The organism is Sphingomonas sp. Leaf67 (assembly GCF_001421965.1).
In the GTDB taxonomy this organism is placed as follows: Bacteria; Pseudomonadota; Alphaproteobacteria; order Sphingomonadales; family Sphingomonadaceae; genus Sphingomonas.
Window position 1 is genome coordinate 521,932 of the sequence record NZ_LMLP01000001.1, and the last position, 15,907, is coordinate 537,838.

The 15,907-nt window shown below is 66.5% G+C and carries 14 protein-coding genes and 1 pseudogene; 13 read left to right on the plus strand and 2 right to left on the minus strand.

Translation table 11 applies throughout. The features are described from left to right. Nucleotides 1–5 precede the first annotated feature (5 nt). The 13 genes and pseudogenes from ASE90_RS02580 (at nt 6) to ASE90_RS02640 (ending at nt 13,734) form a co-directional block, all read left to right on the plus strand. Nucleotides 6–1,289 carry a citrate synthase gene (locus ASE90_RS02580; RefSeq protein ID WP_055995513.1) on the plus strand — a complete coding sequence of 428 codons (1,284 nt, stop codon included), beginning with the start codon at nt 6–8 and terminating at the stop codon, nt 1,287–1,289. Between the two features lies 1 nt (nt 1,290). Next, nucleotides 1,291–1,497 (plus strand): hypothetical protein, encoded by a 207-nt coding sequence (locus ASE90_RS02585; RefSeq protein ID WP_235530463.1) that lies wholly within the window; start codon nt 1,291–1,293, stop codon nt 1,495–1,497. Between the two features lie 238 nt (nt 1,498–1,735). Further along, on the plus strand, nt 1,736–2,080 hold the full coding sequence (locus ASE90_RS02590) for an STAS domain-containing protein (protein WP_235531628.1): 345 nt from the start codon (nt 1,736–1,738) through the stop codon (nt 2,078–2,080). After that, nucleotides 2,077–2,445: a response regulator gene (locus tag ASE90_RS02595; protein ID WP_055995518.1), complete on the plus strand. Its 369-nt coding sequence runs from the start codon at nt 2,077–2,079 to the stop codon at nt 2,443–2,445. The genes ASE90_RS02590 and ASE90_RS02595 overlap by 4 nt, the downstream gene beginning before the upstream one ends. Further along, nucleotides 2,442–4,430: a chemotaxis protein CheA gene (locus tag ASE90_RS02600; protein ID WP_055995521.1), complete on the plus strand. Its 1,989-nt coding sequence runs from the start codon at nt 2,442–2,444 to the stop codon at nt 4,428–4,430. Before ASE90_RS02595 ends, ASE90_RS02600 begins: the two co-directional genes overlap by 4 nt. Then, nucleotides 4,417–4,941: a chemotaxis protein CheW gene (locus ASE90_RS02605; RefSeq protein WP_055995524.1), complete on the plus strand. Its 525-nt coding sequence runs from the start codon at nt 4,417–4,419 to the stop codon at nt 4,939–4,941. Before ASE90_RS02600 ends, ASE90_RS02605 begins: the two co-directional genes overlap by 14 nt. 37 nt (nt 4,942–4,978) lie before the next feature. After that, nucleotides 4,979–6,833, plus strand: a pseudogene (locus tag ASE90_RS02610) (methyl-accepting chemotaxis protein). Then, the gene (locus ASE90_RS02615) at nt 6,830–7,309 is read left to right on the plus strand and encodes a chemotaxis protein CheW (RefSeq protein WP_055995527.1); all 480 of its coding nucleotides are present in this window, start codon (nt 6,830–6,832) and stop codon (nt 7,307–7,309) included. Before ASE90_RS02610 ends, ASE90_RS02615 begins: the two are co-directional and overlap by 4 nt. An 88-nt stretch (nt 7,310–7,397) precedes the next feature. Continuing rightward, entirely contained in the window at nt 7,398–9,329 is a 1,932-nt protein-coding gene (locus ASE90_RS02620; RefSeq protein ID WP_235531629.1) for a methyl-accepting chemotaxis protein, read from the plus strand. A gap of 79 nt (nt 9,330–9,408) precedes the next feature. Next, a complete protein-coding gene (locus tag ASE90_RS02625) occupies nt 9,409–10,257 on the plus strand; it encodes a CheR family methyltransferase (RefSeq protein ID WP_055995530.1) in 849 nt (282 codons plus the stop codon). A 2-nt stretch (nt 10,258–10,259) separates the two neighbouring features. Further along, entirely contained in the window at nt 10,260–11,336 is a 1,077-nt protein-coding gene (locus ASE90_RS02630; RefSeq protein ID WP_055995533.1) for a protein-glutamate methylesterase/protein-glutamine glutaminase, read from the plus strand. Between the two features lie 45 nt (nt 11,337–11,381). After that, nucleotides 11,382–13,073, plus strand: coding sequence for a hypothetical protein (locus ASE90_RS02635; RefSeq protein ID WP_055995536.1), 1,692 nt, complete (start codon nt 11,382–11,384; stop codon nt 13,071–13,073). Between the two features lie 82 nt (nt 13,074–13,155). Further along, the gene (locus ASE90_RS02640; RefSeq protein ID WP_055995539.1) at nt 13,156–13,734 is read left to right on the plus strand and encodes a biliverdin-producing heme oxygenase; all 579 of its coding nucleotides are present in this window, start codon (nt 13,156–13,158) and stop codon (nt 13,732–13,734) included. Here ASE90_RS02640 and ASE90_RS02645 read toward each other — a convergent pair. Both ASE90_RS02645 and ASE90_RS02650 read right to left on the minus strand, forming a co-directional pair. After that, nucleotides 13,711–14,319, minus strand: a complete 609-nt coding sequence (locus ASE90_RS02645; protein WP_055995542.1) for a TetR/AcrR family transcriptional regulator — start codon at nt 14,317–14,319, stop codon at nt 13,711–13,713. The genes ASE90_RS02640 and ASE90_RS02645 overlap by 24 nt on opposite strands. A gap of 199 nt (nt 14,320–14,518) precedes the next feature. Beyond that, nucleotides 14,519–15,904, minus strand: a complete 1,386-nt coding sequence (locus ASE90_RS02650) for a sensor histidine kinase (RefSeq protein WP_055997151.1) — start codon at nt 15,902–15,904, stop codon at nt 14,519–14,521. Nucleotides 15,905–15,907: the final 3 nt, after the last annotated feature.

Here is a 15,907-nt window from a genome sequence, read left to right on the forward strand (position 1 = left end):
GCCAGATGGCCGATAACGCTAAACTGCAGGTCGCGGGCAAGGACGTCGCATTTCCGGTGCGATCGGGCACCATCGGCCCCGACGTCGTCGATATCCGCAAGCTGTATGCGCAGACCGGCGCGTTCACCTACGATCCGGGCTTCACGTCGACCGCCAGCTGCGATTCGGCACTGACCTATATCGATGGCGACGAAGGCGTGCTGCTGCACCGCGGCTATCCGATCGGGCAGCTGGCCGAAGAATCGTCGTTCATGGAAGTCGCCTATCTGCTGCTGAACGGCGAACTGCCGTCGGGCGACGAACTGGGTAACTTCACCAACACGATCACTCGCCACACGATGCTGCACGAACAGCTCGCGACCTTCTATCGCGGGTTCCGTCGGGACGCGCACCCGATGGCGATCATGTGCGGCGTCGTCGGCGCGCTGTCGGCATTCTACCATGATTCGACCGACATCACCGACCCGACCCAGCGGACGATCGCGTCGCATCGTCTGATCGCCAAGATGCCGACGATCGCGGCGATGGCGTACAAGTACAGCGTCGGGCAGCCGTTCCAGTATCCCGACAATTCGCTCAGCTATACCGGCAACTTCCTGAAGATGACCTTCGGCGTGCCGGCCGAGAAGTATGAAGTGAACCCGGTCGTCGAAAAGGCGCTGGACCGCATCTTCATCCTGCATGCCGATCACGAACAGAATGCGTCGACCTCGACCGTGCGTCTGGCCGGTTCGTCGGGGGCCAACCCGTTCGCCTGCATGGCCGCCGGTATCGCCTGCCTGTGGGGCCCGGCGCATGGCGGAGCCAACGAAGCTGCGCTCAACATGCTGCGCGAGATCGGCACGCCGGAACGCATTCCGGAATATATCGCCCGGGCCAAGAACAAGGACGATCCATTCCGCCTGATGGGCTTCGGTCACCGCGTCTACAAGAATTACGATCCGCGTGCGACCGTGATGCAGAAGACGGTGCGCGAAGTGTTCGAATCGCTCGGAGTCAACGATCCGGTCTTCGAAACCGCGCTGCGGCTCGAAGAACTGGCGCTGTCGGACGATTACTTCATCGAAAAGAAGCTGTTCCCGAACGTCGACTTCTATTCGGGTGTCATCCTCTCGGCAATCGGCTTCCCGACCACCATGTTCACCGCGCTGTTTGCGCTCGCCCGCACCGTCGGCTGGGTCGCGCAGTGGAACGAGATGATTTCGGACCCCGAACAGAAGATCGGCCGTCCGCGCCAGCTCTACACCGGTCCCGCCCAGCGCGATTACGTGCCGGTGGGGCAGCGCTGAGATGCGTATCGTCCGGCGCGTGGTGATGATCGTTGGTGCGATCCTCGCGTTCGTCGGACTATTCTGGCTGGGTCAGGGGATGGGCATCATCCGCTGGCCCGCCAGCTCGTTCATGATCGACCAGTATCTCTGGGTCGTCACCGGATCGGTCGTCGCCGCGCTCGGCTTCCTGCTGGTCCTGATCGCACGGCGGTTGCCCGGCCGATAGGCCGCATCGACTCGGCGCGATGCGCGGCATCCGATCGATCCGCGCCGAATCCGAAAAAATCGGCATGTGCGTATTTTTTCGTGGATCGATGATCGTTGCCCGCGACGGGCCCGAAACGGCAAGTCACGGACAACCTTACAATTCCGATTTCGACGACCGCGCAAACGTTACCGTTGGTTAACCGCAAAAGTTACCGTCCGCTCGGGTACTTAAATCGATCTTAATCCCCGTCTGCCAGATGAATCGGCAGCTCTACTGGGGGCAAGATCGAATGACTTCTGCTTTTTGCGTACCCGCCAACTTGTCGATGGCCAATATCGGTGCCGTCGCCGATGAACTGCGCGTTCTTCCGCCGGATGGGGACATCGTCCTCGATGTTGCCGATCTGGCTGCCCCGGACCTCAGCGTCCTGCAGCTGATCGAAAGCCTGCGTGCGGAGGCCCGGCTGCATGGCGGCACCGTCCGCCTTGCCGCGCCCGCCAACGACACGCTCACCGCCCTGCTGCGCCGTGCCGGCTTCGCCGACGCACCGATGCCGGCTGCCGACCATGATTTCTGGTTTCACGGAGTATCCCTGCAATGACCGCCTCGATCCTCGCCGTCGATGATTCCGCCAGCCTGCGCATGGCGATCCGCATCGCCCTGTCCGGCGCCGGCTACACCGTCACCGAGGCCGGCGACGGTGTGGAAGGCCTGGCCAAGGCGACCGCGACCAAGTTCGACATGATCGTCACCGATCTGAACATGCCGAACATGGACGGGCTGTCGATGATCCGCGAACTGCGCAAGCAGCCGGCACAGGCCGGGGTGCCGATCATCTTCCTGACCACCGAATCCGATCCGGAGATGAAGAACCAGGCCAAGGCCGCCGGTGCCACCGGCTGGTTGGTCAAGCCGTTCGTCCCCGATCAGCTGGTCAAGATTGCCCGCAAGGTGCTGGGCCGGTGATGGCCGACGATCCGATCGCCGCCTTCCGCGTGGAGGCCGGCGAGGTGCTCGACCAGGTGGAACAGGGGTTGCTCGACCTCGGCCACCGGCTGGACGACATGGACCTCGTCAACGCCGTGTTTCGCGGGCTGCACACGCTGAAGGGCTCGGGCGCGATGTTCGGCTTCGACGCGCTCGCCGGCTTCACCCACCACTGCGAAACCGCGTTCGACCGCGTCCGCAAGGGACAGGTCCCCGCCACCGCCGGACTCGTCTCGGTCATCCTGTCGGCGCAGGACCATATGCGCGCGCTGGTCGAAGGCGATGCGCCCGCTGCCGAGGGCGACGCGATCCTCGCCCGCCTGCAACAGGCGATCGACGAAGCGTCGGGCACCGCCCCCGCCCCCGCAAAGACACCCGCCAGAACCGGATGGCAGATCGCGTTCCGCCTGCCGGTCGATGCGATGGCCAACGGCACCAATCCCCTGATGCTGCTCGACGAACTGCGCGAACTGGGCGACTGCACCATCGTCGCCATGACCGACAAGGTCCCGCCGCTGTCGACGCTGGTTCCGACCGAGTGCCATGTCGGCTGGAACGTCACGCTGGTCGGCGACGTCAAGCGCGACGATATCGAGGATGTCTTCATCTTCGTGATGGACGACATGGAATTGTCGATCGAGCCGCTCGCCGTAGACGACGCCGACGACGCGCCGGCCGAAGCGGCCGCAATCGACGAAGCGCCGGTCGCCGAGGAGATCGTCGCTATCGCCTCCATGGTCGCCACCGCACCGACCGCCGACAGCCCCGCCGCCCGATCGACCGCAAAGGCGGAGGAAAGTGTGCGCGTCCCCGCCGGGCGTCTCGATGCGCTGATGGACCGGGTCGGCGAACTGGTCATCGCCCAGAGCCGCCTGTCGCAATGCGCCAACCGGGGTCAGGATCTGGTGCTGCGCTCGGTTTCCGAAGAAATCGAACGGCTTGCCGGCGAATTGCGCGACACGATGATGGTGATGCGCATGGTACCGGTCGGATCGCTGTTCTCGCGCTTCCGCCGCCTGATCCACGATCTGGCGCGCGACACCGGCAAGACGATCGAATTCGACACCGCCGGCGAAGCGACCGAGGTCGACAAGACCGTGATCGAACGCCTGTTCGACCCGATGGTCCATCTGGTCCGCAACAGCTGCGACCACGGCCTCGAAACGCCCGACGACCGGATCGCCGCCGGGAAGCCCGCCGCCGGTTCGGTCAAGCTCGCCGCGCATCAGGCGGGGGGCGAGGTCGTCATCACCATCCGCGACGACGGCCGCGGCATCAACCGTGCCCGCGTCCGTGCCAAGGCGGAGGCGAATGGCCTGATCCAGCCCGATCAGGCGCTGAGCGACCACGACCTGCTCCAGATGATCTTCGCGCCCGGTTTCTCGACCGCCGCGACCGTTACCAGCCTGTCGGGTCGCGGCGTCGGCATGGACGTGGTGAAGCGGACGATCGAAGGCTTACGCGGGTCGATCGACGTGCAGTCGACCGAGGGCGAGGGATCGCTGATCGCGCTGCGCATTCCGCTGACGCTGGCGATCATCGACGGGCTGCTCGTGCGCGTCGGCACCGGTCGCTACGTCATTCCGCTGACCGCGGTCGAGGAATGTATCGAACTGTCGCTGGAGGACGACCTGCGCCATCGTGGTCGCAGCCTCATCACCCTGCGCGAAAAGCTGGTCCCGTTCCTGCGCCTGCGCGAGATGTTCGCCACCGACACCCGCCCCGATCCGTTTCAGAAGATCGTGGTCGTATCGACGCCGCAGGGCCGGGTCGGCCTCGTCGTCGACCAGATCATCGGCAACCATCAGACGGTCATCAAACCGATGTCGGCGCTCCACCGCGACGCCGCCACCTTTGCCGGCGCGACGATCCTCGGCGATGGCGAGGTCGCGCTGATCCTCGACATCGCCCAGCTCATCGCGCTCGGCCAGCCTCGTGAGGAGACGCTGCGTGCAGCCGGTTGAGAACCATCAGGCCGGCGGCCTGGTCCCATGGAACAGCGACGATCAGCTCGAAGTGCTGGTCTTCGACCTCGGCGGGCAGAGCTTCGCCCTCGAAGCGGTGCTGGTCCGCGAAATCCTCGACATGATGCCCGAAACGCGGGTGCCGGGTGCGCCGAAGCTGGTCGGCAACGTCATCAACTTCCGCGGGCGGATTATCCCGCTGGCCGACCTGCATCCCGCATTCGGCATGGAAGTATCGGCCTCGACCAAGGACAGCCGGATCGTCGTCATCGAGATCGAACTCGACGGCGTACCGACGATCATCGGCCTGCGCACCGATAAGGTGCACGAGGTCGCGACCTTCGCGGCAACCAGCAGCGAGACTGCGCCGGTCGTCGGCCTGCGCTGGCGGCGCGAACATGTCCGGGCGCTGGTCCGGCATGGCGACGACGATATCGTCGTGCTGCCCGACCTCGCAGCGATTTTCCAGTCGATCACCCGCGACAACGCCGTCGCTTCCTCCATTCACTGATCCCGGGGGGGATAGAATTATGCGTGCAACGTTAAAAATGAAGCTCGGCGTCACCTTCGGGGTGATGATCGCCTTGCTGCTGGCGGTGGTTACCATCGGCATTACCAAGATGGCGACGATGAACCAGAGCTTCGTCGAACTCATCGAAGGTCCGGTATCGCGCCAGAACCGCAACCTGACGATCAAGGTTACGCTCAACGAACTGCTGCGCCTCGAAAAGAACATGGTGCTGAGCGACGACATGACACTCGTCCGTCAGCTGGATCAGGAATCGCTCGCGAAGGTCGCCCAGCTCGATCAGATGATTGCGGTCGCGATCCAGAATACTGCCGAACGATCCAAGCCGGACTGGGCAAAGGTCGACGCGAATTGGCAGGAATTTAAGGGCTTCAATGCTCAAATCCGGACGCTCGCACTGGCCAACAACGATGCCGACGCGGCCCGTATAACGCTGACGACGTCGCGCGAACTGATGAAGAAGATGTCGGCGTCGCTGGACGTTCTCATTCAGCGCAGCACTGAGAAGATGGCCGAATCGCGGGCTGAGACCGAAGCGGCCTACAGCGGCGCGCGCACGATGCTGCTGACCGCGGCGGTGATTGCCGTCCTGATCGCCATCGGTGGCGCGCTGTGGATCAGCATGATCGTGTCGCGTGGTCTGAAGCGGGTCAGTGTCGCGCTGGACGCGGTTGCTACCGGCGACCTCGACAATGAAGTGACCGTTACCAGCAACGACGAGATCAAGGATCTGGTCGATACCGTCAATCGCATGACGGTTGCCCTGCGCAAGTCGGCGACGCTGGCCGACACGATCGCCAAGGGCGACCTGACCGTCGATCACACGCCGCTGTCCGACAAGGACCAGCTGGGCCATGCGATGGTGTCGATGGTCGAGCGGCTGCGCGGCGTGGTCGGCGATGCGAGCGGAGGACCAGCTGGGCCATGCGATGGTGTCGATGGTCGAGCGGCTGCGCGGCGTGGTCGGCGATGCGAGCGGTGCCGCCGACAATGTCGCGGCGGGCAGCCAGCAGCTTTCGGCATCGTCGGAACAGGTGAGCCAGGGCGCGACCGAACAGGCGGCGGCGGCCGAGGAAGCATCGGCGTCGATGGAGCAGATGGCGGCCAACATCAAACAGAATGCCGACAATGCCGCCCAGACCGAAAAGATCGCGCGCCAGTCGTCGAAGGACGCCGAGGCCAGCGGTGTCGCGGTCGAACGCGCCGTCGGCGCGATGCGGACCATCGCCCAGAAGATCGGCATCGTGCAGGAAATCGCCCGCCAGACCGACCTGCTGGCGCTGAACGCGGCGGTCGAAGCAGCCCGGGCCGGCGAGCATGGTCGCGGCTTCGCGGTCGTCGCTTCGGAAGTCCGCAAGCTGGCCGAACGCAGCCAGACCGCGGCGGCCGAGATCAGCGCGGTATCGGGCGACACGGTGCAGGCAGCGGCGCAGGCCGGCGAGATGCTGACCAGGCTGGTCCCCGACATCCGCCGGACCGCCGAACTGGTGTCGGAAATCAGCGCGGCGTGCCGCGAACAGGATATCGGTGCGTCGCAGATCAACCAGGCGCTGCAACAGCTCGATCAGGTGACGCAGCAGAACGCATCGGCCTCCGAACAGATCACCTCGACCTCCGAGGAACTCGCCGGACAGGCGGAGGAACTGCAGTCGAGCATCGCCTTCTTCCGGATCGACGATGGTTCGGTCGCGGCGACGAAACGCCCCGCCCCGGCCAAATCCGCAAAGGCCAAGACGGCACCCGCACCGAAAGCCAAGGCAAAGGCCAAGGCGAACTCGGTCGCCGACCAGCAGGCCCGCGCCCGTGGCTTCGCGCTCGACCTGATGCAGGGCGGGCCGGACGGGGACGACGCCGCCTTCGGACGCGCGGCATGACCGGCGCGGCACCGGTGCAGGTCGTTACCTTCGGCCTGGGGGAAGAGGTGTTCGCGGTCTCCGTGACCATGGTCCGCGAAATTCTCGACTATACGCCCGCCTTTCGCGTACCCGGCGGACCGGCTTGGATGCTGGGCCTGACCGATGTGCGGGGTCAGGGGGTGCCGATGGTCGACCTGCGCACCCGGCTCGGCCTGTCGCCGGTCGAACCGACGCTGGCCACCCGCGTGTTGATCGTCGACGTCGCTCTGCCCGACCGGACGCTGGCGCTCGGTCTGGTGGTCGACCGGGTGATCGCGGTCGCGACCTTCGAACGCGACCGACTGGAATCCGCACCCGATGTCGGGATGCGCTGGCGGTCCGACTATATCCAAGGGGTGGTTCGCGAAGCCGATGGCTTCGTCGTCATCGTCGACACGGCGGAAATTTTTTCCAACGACGACCCTGCGATCGCGACCCTCGCCGCCGCAGCCTGACCCCGGCACCGTGTCGCATCCGAAGGCGGGATGCGACACGGCCGGCGATCTACCCATAAACCCGAAAACAGATCAGAGGATGCCCATCATGTCGATGTTCGCGCAGTTCAAGCGTTCCGCCCGGCCCGCCACGGCGATTGCCGAGATCCACGCCCTGACCCGTTCCATCGCCGCCGGCGACCTGTCGCAACGGCTGCGCGAGGATGCGGCGACGGACGAGGCGCGCGACATGCTGGCGGCGGTCAACGCGTTGCTCGACGCCGCGCTCGCCCCCGTTTCCCGGCTCGATGCGGCGGTGACGCATGTTCTGGCGGAGCATGATCGCGGCGACATCGACGTGATGCTGATGACCGATGCCTTTCCCGGCGATGTCGGCCACATCGCGAGCCAGGTGAACCGGCTGGTCGGTGCGCATATCGATACGAAGAAGGCGGCGCTGGGCTGCGTTCGGGAGCTGGCGAACGGCCATTTCGATGCGCCGTTCGATCGCCTGCCAGGCAAGAAGGCGTTCATCCACGACACGATCGAAACGTTGCGTGGCAATCTGCGCATGCTGATCACCGAAATGAACCACATGTCGGCCGAACATGATCGCGGCGACATCGACGTGCAGGTCGCTGCCGAAAAATTCCCCGGCGACTTCCGCACGATGGCGATCGGCATCAATACCATGGTCGCCGGCCATATCGCGGTGAAGAAAAAGGCGATGGCCTGCCTCAAGGCATTCGGCGAGGGCGATTTCGAAGCGACGCTCGAACCCTTCCCCGGCAAGAAAGCCTTCATCAACGAAACCATCGAAACGCTGCGCAGCAATTTCAAGGAAATTTCCGGTGAAATCCGTCGCCTGATCGGTGCGGCAACCGCCGGCCGGCTGAACGAACGCGGCGACGCCGCGCGGTTTGCCGGGGACTATGCCGCCATCATCGCCGGCATCAACGGGATGCTCGACGCGATCATCCTGCCGATCGCCGAGGGCAATCGCGTGCTGGACCGGGTCAGCACCGGCGACCTGACCGGCCGGGTCGAGATCGCGTGCGAGGGCGATCATCAGCGGATGAAGGACGCCATCAACCGTCTGGTCGACAATCTGTCGAAATTCGCGAACGAGGTGGCATCCGCCTCCGATCAGGTCGCGGCGGGCAGCCAGCAGCTTTCGGCATCGTCGGAGCAGGTGAGCCAGGGCGCGACCGAACAGGCGGCGGCGGCCGAGGAAGCATCGGCGGCGATGGAAGAGATGGCCGCGAACATCAAACAGAATGCCGACAATGCCGCCCAGACCGAGAAGATCGCGCGCCAGTCGTCGAAGGATGCCGAGGCCAGCGGCCTTGCCGTCGACCGCGCCGTCTCCGCGATGCGCACCATCGCCGAAAAGATCGGCATCGTGCAGGAAATCGCTCGGCAGACCGACCTGCTGGCGCTGAACGCCGCGGTCGAGGCGGCACGGGCCGGCGAACATGGTCGCGGGTTCGCGGTCGTCGCCTCCGAAGTCCGCAAGCTCGCCGAACGCAGCCAGAGTGCCGCCGCCGAGATCAACGCCGTCTCGTCCGACACGGTCAAGGCCGCCGGCCAGGCGGGCGAGATGCTGACCAAGCTGGTCCCCGACATCCGTCGCACCGCCGAACTGGTGTCCGAGATCAGCGCGGCGTGCCGCGAACAGGACATCGGCGCGTCGCAGATCAACCAGGCGCTGCAACAGCTCGATCAGGTGACGCAGCAGAACGCATCGGCATCCGACCAGATTTCGTCGACCGCCGACGAACTGGCGGGCGAGGCGGAGGAACTGCAGACCAGCATCGCCTTCTTCCAACGGGCCGATGGCCCGGCGAAGGCACCGGCGACCGTGGCGAGCGCGCCCGCACGCCGCGCACCGGCCAAGGGCAAGGCGAAGGCGCCCAAGGCACCGGTCAAGGCGCGTGCCGGCAACATCGCCGAGCAGCAGTCCCGCGTTCGTGGCTTCGCACTCGATCTGTCGCAGGGCGGCAGCGATGCCGAAGACGCCGATTTCAGCCGGGCCGCATAACCGCCGCCCTGCGCCTTGCCCGCCCCCGGAGCTGACGACGTGACCGTCGCCGCCACGTCGATCGATTGGAACCTGCCCGATGTCCGCACTGCCCGCCCTGTCTCCCGATCAGGATCGACTGAGCCCGCTTAAATTCGCGCGGCTGTCGGCGCTGATCTTCGATAAGACGGGGATCAAGATGCCCCCTAGCAAGGCGACCATGTTGCAGGGCCGGTTGCAACGGCGGATGCGCGAGGTCGCTATCGACACGCTGGATGCCTATTGCGATCATTTGTTCGACGGCAGCGCGCACCCCGACGAGATGACCCACCTCATCAACGCGGTGACGACGAACAAGACCGACTTCTTCCGCGAACCGGGGCATTTCGACTTTATGGCGCAAACCGCGCTGCCGGCGCTGGCCGATACTGGCCAGCGCCGCATCCGGGCGTGGAGCGCCGCCTGTTCGACCGGGGCCGAACCGTACACGATGGCAATGGTGCTGGACCAGTTCGCGCAGAAGAGCGGGGTGGATTACGGCATCCTCGCCACCGACATCGATACGGCCGTGCTCGAAACCGCGCGGCGCGGCATCTATCCGGCGGAGCTCATCGAACCGGTGCCGGCGGCCCTGCGGCAACGCTATGTCGCCACGTCGCGCGACCGTCGCTCGAACCAGGCACGGATCGTCCCTGCGCTGCGCTCCGCGATCGGTTTCGCCCGGCTGAACCTGATGGATGCCAGCTACCCGGTCGGTGCGCCGATGGACATCATCTTCTGTCGCAACGTGCTGATCTATTTCGACAAGGAGACGCAGGAAAAGGTGGTGCGTCGGCTGTGCGACTGCCTGCGTCCCGGCGGCTACCTGTTCCTTGGCCATTCGGAATCGATCGCCGGCATGGACCTGCCGGTCTCGACCGTTTCCTACACCGTTTTCATGAAGGACTGAGCATGGCCAAGATCCGCGTCCTTGTGATCGACGACAGCGCCAGCGTGCGCCAGGCGATGACCGCCATTCTGAACGAAGACCCCGAGATCGAGGTGATCGCCGCTGCCGCCGATCCCTTTGCCGCCGCACGGTATATCCAGGAAGAGATACCCGACGTCATCACCCTCGACGTCGAAATGCCGCGCATGGACGGCGTGACGTTCCTGCGCAAGCTGATGAGCCAGAAGCCGATCCCGGTGGTGATGTGTTCGTCGCTGGTCGAGGAAGGGTCGGAAACGCTGCTGCACGCGCTGGAAGCAGGTGCGGTCGACGTGATCCTGAAACCGCGCCTGGGCGTCGCCGACCATCTGAACGATTCCAAGATGCGCATCCGCGACACGGTGAAGGGTGCCGCCCGCGCCCGGCTGCGGTCACGCAGCGCATCGGGCCGCATCAGCTCGCCCCCCGAAAAGCTGACCGCCGATGCCGTCCTGCCGCCGCCCACCGGCCGCGCGATGAGCCGTACGACCGAAATGGTGGTGTGCATCGGCGCGTCGACCGGCGGGACCGAGGCGCTGCGCGAGGTGCTGGAGGCGCTGCCCGCCAACTCGCCCGGTATCGTCATCGTCCAGCATATGCCCGAAAGCTTCACCCGCGCCTTTGCGAAACGGCTGAACGGCCTGTGCCAGGTCGATGTGAAGGAGGCCGAGGACGGCGATACGGTGATGCGCGGCCATGTGCTGATCGCGCCCGGCGGCCTGCGCCATACCCTGCTCGAACGGCAGGGCGCACGCTATGTCGTGGCGGTCCGCGAAGGGCCGCTGGTCTCGCGCCATCGCCCGTCGGTCGACGTGCTGTTCCGGTCGGCCGCGCGCAACGCCGGGTCGAACGCGGTCGGGATCATCATGACCGGCATGGGCGACGACGGCGCGCGCGGCCTGCTCGAAATGAAGCAGGCCGGTGCCCGCACTTTCGCACAGGACGAAGCGACCTCGATCGTGTTCGGCATGCCCAAGGAAGCGATCGCGCGCGGTGCCGCCGATCGGGTCGTACCGCTTCATAATATTGCCCGCGAATTGCTGATGGCCACGGCGCGATGATCGCTGCCACCGCCCCCAGCCGCCCTCTCGCCTAGGACCCACGTGATGCAGCATTTACGGATCGACACGGCTCAGGCGATGACGATCGAGGCAGCCGATCTGAAGCGGATGCTCGCCCTGATGGCGGCGAGCATGGACGCGCGCTTCGTTCGCGCCGGCACGACGCTCGCGACCGCGATCGACACGATCGATCGCATCATCACCTCGATCGAGGGGGTAACCGGGGCGCTCGACGAAAGCGTCGCGGGTATCGCCGTCACCAGCCTGAAGGACGTCGCCGCACGGCTCGACGCGCTGCCGGCGGTACAGGCCGAACGCGAAGCGGACATGGCGCGCATCGGCACCGCCTCGCGCGTGCTGCGCGACCATGTGATGGACATGCGGCAGGCGCTGCGCGTGCTGCACATCTATGGCATGAACATCAAGATCGCCGCCTCGGGCGAGCCCGCGTTCGTCGGCTTCGTCAACGACATGGGCCAGCGGCTGGCGGCGGGCGAGGAACACCTCGAAGGCTTCCTCGCCAAGCTCAAGGAATTGTCGGGCAGCGTCGGCAGCGTGCAGCAGGCCGGCCGCCTGCTCGCGACCGAGGCGAAGAAGATCCTGCCGGCCGTGCCCAAGCGGTTGACCCACGACGCCGACGCACTGCACGGCCATCTGGGCAATGTCGCCGCCATGGCGCGCGAAGTGGCGTCGATCGCCCGCACCGTGCAGGGCCGCGTTGCGACCATGCTGGGCGCGTTGCAGGTCGGCGACAGCACCCGCCAGCGGGTGGAACATGTCGTCTCGGCGCTGCAACTGCTCGACGGGCTGACGCTTGCCGAACCGGTGCAGGAGGAAGTCACCGGCGTCGTCCACCATCTGCTCGCCGCGCTGCTGGAGGCGAGTTCGGTCGATTTCGACCGCGACGCATCGCTGCTGGTCGCGTCGCTCAAGGCATTGCAGCCCGACACCCACGGGCTGCTGACCCTGATCGAGGACGATGGCGGCAGCAACGGCCGCCCGTTCCTGATGCAGATCGACCAGGCGGTCGGCGAGATCGCGATCCTCACCGGACAGTTGCAGGAGGCCGACCAGCGTTCGGCATCGATGCTGGGCCTCATCACCGAAACGGTCGACGAACTGACCGGTCGCCTCGAACATCTTCAGCGCGTCCAGTTCAACGTACAGGACATCGCCACCAACACCCGCCTGCTGTGCCGCCGCCATGGTGATCTGGGCAAGGCGGTGTCGGTCGTCGCGGGGGAGGTGGACATCTATGCCCATTCGCTCGGCAACGCGATGCGCGGCATCGGCCAGCCGATCCACGAACTGGCCGAGGTCAACGCCGCGCTCGCCACCAAGCGCGACAATAGCATCGGGGGCGACATGGGCGCCAAGCTGGCCCAGGCGCTGACCGTCATTCGCGAGGGGTGCCAGCGCACCGACATGGCGGTCCGCGAAGGCGGCGACGATGCCCGGCAGTTGATCGAGCTGTTGACCATCACCGGCGACGAAATCGGTGCCGAACTGGCGCTTGGCGCTACGATGCGACAGGCGGCGATCGTGCTGTCGGCCAGCACGCTGTCTCCCGACCTGTCCGACGACACGCTGGCCACGCTCGGCACGCTGCTGCCGCAGATCGCCACGCTCTACACCATGGCGCAGGAACGCGACATCCACGCCGCCAACGTCCCCCCCGGCTTCGCCGTCGCAAGCGCGGTCATCGAGGAAGACGAGGACGACGACGGGCTGTTCTAAGGGACCGTCCGACCGGACACGGCCCGCTTCGTACCGAAGCGGGTCGCTATCCCCGGCGCGGGGAAACCGCTAGAGCGCCCGCGTGTCCACCCCCGTGCCCCCCACCCGATCGCAGCGTCTGAAGGCTGCGACCACCGACCTGCACGACCGGCTCGATGCGCGGATCATGGCGCTCGATCCCTTCGCCGCGCCCGAACGCTATATCCGGTTCCTGCGGGTGCAGCAGGCGTTTCATGACGCGCTCGCCCCGCTCCACACCGAACCGGCGCTGCGGGCGCTGATCCCCGATCTGGCCGAGCATGATCGCTCCGCCGCGATCGCCGCCGATCTGCGCGACGTCGCACTCCCGCCACCCGCGCTGCCCGATGCCGATCCGGTGCCGGCCGACCTGCCCGCCGCGCTCGGCTGGCTCTACGTCGCCGAAGGATCGTCGCTGGGCGCGGCGTTCCTGATCAAGGCGGCGCAGCGTATAGGCTTCGACTCCGACCATGGCGCGCGCCATCTTGCCGGCCATCCCGATGGTCGCGCCGCGCACTGGCGACGCTTCACCGCCGTGATCGACGATGCGGCGATGACCGATGCGGAGGAGGCGCGGATGATCGATGCCGCCCGTGCCGCCTTCGCACGGTTCCGTGCGCTAACCGAGGCGGCCTTCGCCTGACGCGATGGCCAGCGTCTCGCGCACGCGGGCCAGCGCCATCTCGACCGGCTGCGCCTCGCCCATCAGCGCGAAACTGCCGGTCAGGTCGAACATGCAATGGCCGTGGACCGTCGCCACCAGCGAGCGGGCGAGGTGCGGCACTTCCGGTGCCGTTTCCGCCGGCAGCACCGCCGCGATCTCCCGTATGACGATCCGGGTAAGTTCGCCGCGCTGCCGGTGATCCTCGTCCGGCAATACGAAATCGTCGGGCAGATGATGGTCGTAGATCGCCAGCCACAGATTGCGGTTCGTGCGCGCGAACGCGAAATAGCTTTCGACCAGACAGCGGATGCGGTCGCCGCCGCTCGCCGCCAGCATCGCCTCCAGATCCCTGGCCCAGATGCCGAAGGTCCGCGTGTTCAGCGCGACGACGAACCGGTCGTAACTGCCGAAGACGTTGTAGAGCGTACCGATCGAATAGCCGATCCGTTTGGCGACCTCACGCGCCGAAAACCGTGCGAACCCGACCTCGGCCAGATGCCGGTGCCCCTCGACCAGCAGCATGCGTTCGATCTCCGCGCGGCTGTGATCCGACCTGCGTCCCATGGCGCGGGTGATAGCATCGAACGCGGGCGAAGCGACCGCGAAAGTGGCGGCTGTTTGGAAACGCGCGGTTGCGCGTATTGCGGTGCCGGCCCGCTCCCCCACCCGACCACCCACAGGGTACACTCGATGGGTGGTCGGGTGGGGGAGCGGGCCGGCACCGCTATGCAACTCGCCCTTTCACGAGTTTCCAAACGCATTCTTACGCCGCCGGCGCGTCGAACCGCCCCGGCAGCACCAGCACGAACCGCGCACCCTGTCCCGGCGCACTGTCGACCAGGATGTCGCCGCCCATCGCCCGTGCCAGCCGCCGCGCGATATACAGGCCAAGGCCGCTGCCCCCCGCCTCGGTCGGGTCGACCCGGCCGAACTTGGCGAAGATGCGCTCGTGATCGGCGGCGGCGATGCCCTTGCCCTGATCGGCGACGATTACGCAGGCATTGTCGCCATCGCGCTCCAGCCGGATCCACACCGTACCGGTCGGCGGCGAATACCGCACCGCATTGCCGATCAGGTTGACCATCACCTGCAACACCCGACGGAACTCACCATGCGCGGGCAGCGAATCGTCGAACGAGGGCCGGTCGATGCGGACATTGCCCTGCACCGCCCGCACCGCCAGCAATCCCGCCGCCCGTCGCGCGACATCGGCGAGGTCGATCGCCTCGTCCGCGACCTCGAAATCGGTCCGCTCGATCGCCGACAGATCCTCCAGATCGTCGACCAACCCCATCAGGTGGCGGCCGGCACTGGCGATATCGGCGGCATAGGCGACATAGTCGTCGCGCAACGGACCATCGGCCTGCGCCGACATGCTGTCGGCATTGGCGATGATCCGCCCCAGCGGATGGCGCAGCGCCCGCCCGATCCGCCGGCTGAACCCGTCGGGCAGGTCGGTGTTCGGCTCGTCCGCGGGCGTCGTGAAGGGGGCCGGTGGCGGCGGATCGATCGCATGGACCGCGCCGTCGAACCCGGCGAACTGACCGCGCGCGTCGATCCGCGGCACCGCCGACAGCCGGACCCGGTGCCGGGTGCCGCGAATACCCGCTTCCTGCCCCTCGAACCGCGCCTGCGACGCCAGCGCCCCCAGAATCGGAAACCCGCCCTCGCCATCGTCACTCAGCGAAAACAGGCGCGTGATCGGTTGCCCCAGCACCGTCTGCGAATCGAACCCGAACCGATCCCCGGCCTGATCCGATACATGGGTCAGGTGCAGCGCCGCATCGGTCGTCCACATCCAGTCGGCATCGGCGCGCAGGAAATCTGCGGCCCGGCGCGGGGCATGGACCGCTTCCCACGGCGCGCCCGCCTGCCAGCCGCTGACCTCCAGCCGGATGCCGAGCTCGTCGGGTTCGGCGCGCACCGTCAGCGTAACGTCGTCATCGCCATCGGCAGCGACGATCGCCCGGGTCAGCGGAATGCCCAGCCGCCGGACCAGCCGCACCAGCGCGGCGATCTGCGGTACCGCGACCGCCCGTCCCTGTCCGCCGCCGGCCCGGCGGTTCAGATCGGCCAGCCGCGGTTCGGCGTCGAGCAACAGCCCGTCCGCCGACAGCCGCCCGATGGCGGGCGCCGCGCCTAACCGCATATC

Coding starts and splice junctions, on each gene's coding strand:
- ASE90_RS02580 (WP_055995513.1), top strand. CDS start 6: ATGGCCGATAACGCTAAACTGCAGGTCGCGGGCAAGGACGTCGCATTT.
- ASE90_RS02650 (WP_055997151.1), bottom strand. CDS start 15,904: ATGCGGTTAGGCGCGGCGCCCGCCATCGGGCGGCTGTCGGCGGACGGG.
- ASE90_RS02585 (WP_235530463.1), top strand. CDS start 1,291: ATGCGTATCGTCCGGCGCGTGGTGATGATCGTTGGTGCGATCCTCGCG.
- ASE90_RS02635 (WP_055995536.1), top strand. CDS start 11,382: ATGCAGCATTTACGGATCGACACGGCTCAGGCGATGACGATCGAGGCA.
- ASE90_RS02625 (WP_055995530.1), top strand. CDS start 9,409: ATGTCCGCACTGCCCGCCCTGTCTCCCGATCAGGATCGACTGAGCCCG.
- ASE90_RS02590 (WP_235531628.1), top strand. CDS start 1,736: ATGAATCGGCAGCTCTACTGGGGGCAAGATCGAATGACTTCTGCTTTT.
- ASE90_RS02630 (WP_055995533.1), top strand. CDS start 10,260: ATGGCCAAGATCCGCGTCCTTGTGATCGACGACAGCGCCAGCGTGCGC.
- ASE90_RS02595 (WP_055995518.1), top strand. CDS start 2,077: ATGACCGCCTCGATCCTCGCCGTCGATGATTCCGCCAGCCTGCGCATG.
- ASE90_RS02620 (WP_235531629.1), top strand. CDS start 7,398: ATGTCGATGTTCGCGCAGTTCAAGCGTTCCGCCCGGCCCGCCACGGCG.
- ASE90_RS02645 (WP_055995542.1), bottom strand. CDS start 14,319: ATGGGACGCAGGTCGGATCACAGCCGCGCGGAGATCGAACGCATGCTG.
- ASE90_RS02615 (WP_055995527.1), top strand. CDS start 6,830: ATGACCGGCGCGGCACCGGTGCAGGTCGTTACCTTCGGCCTGGGGGAA.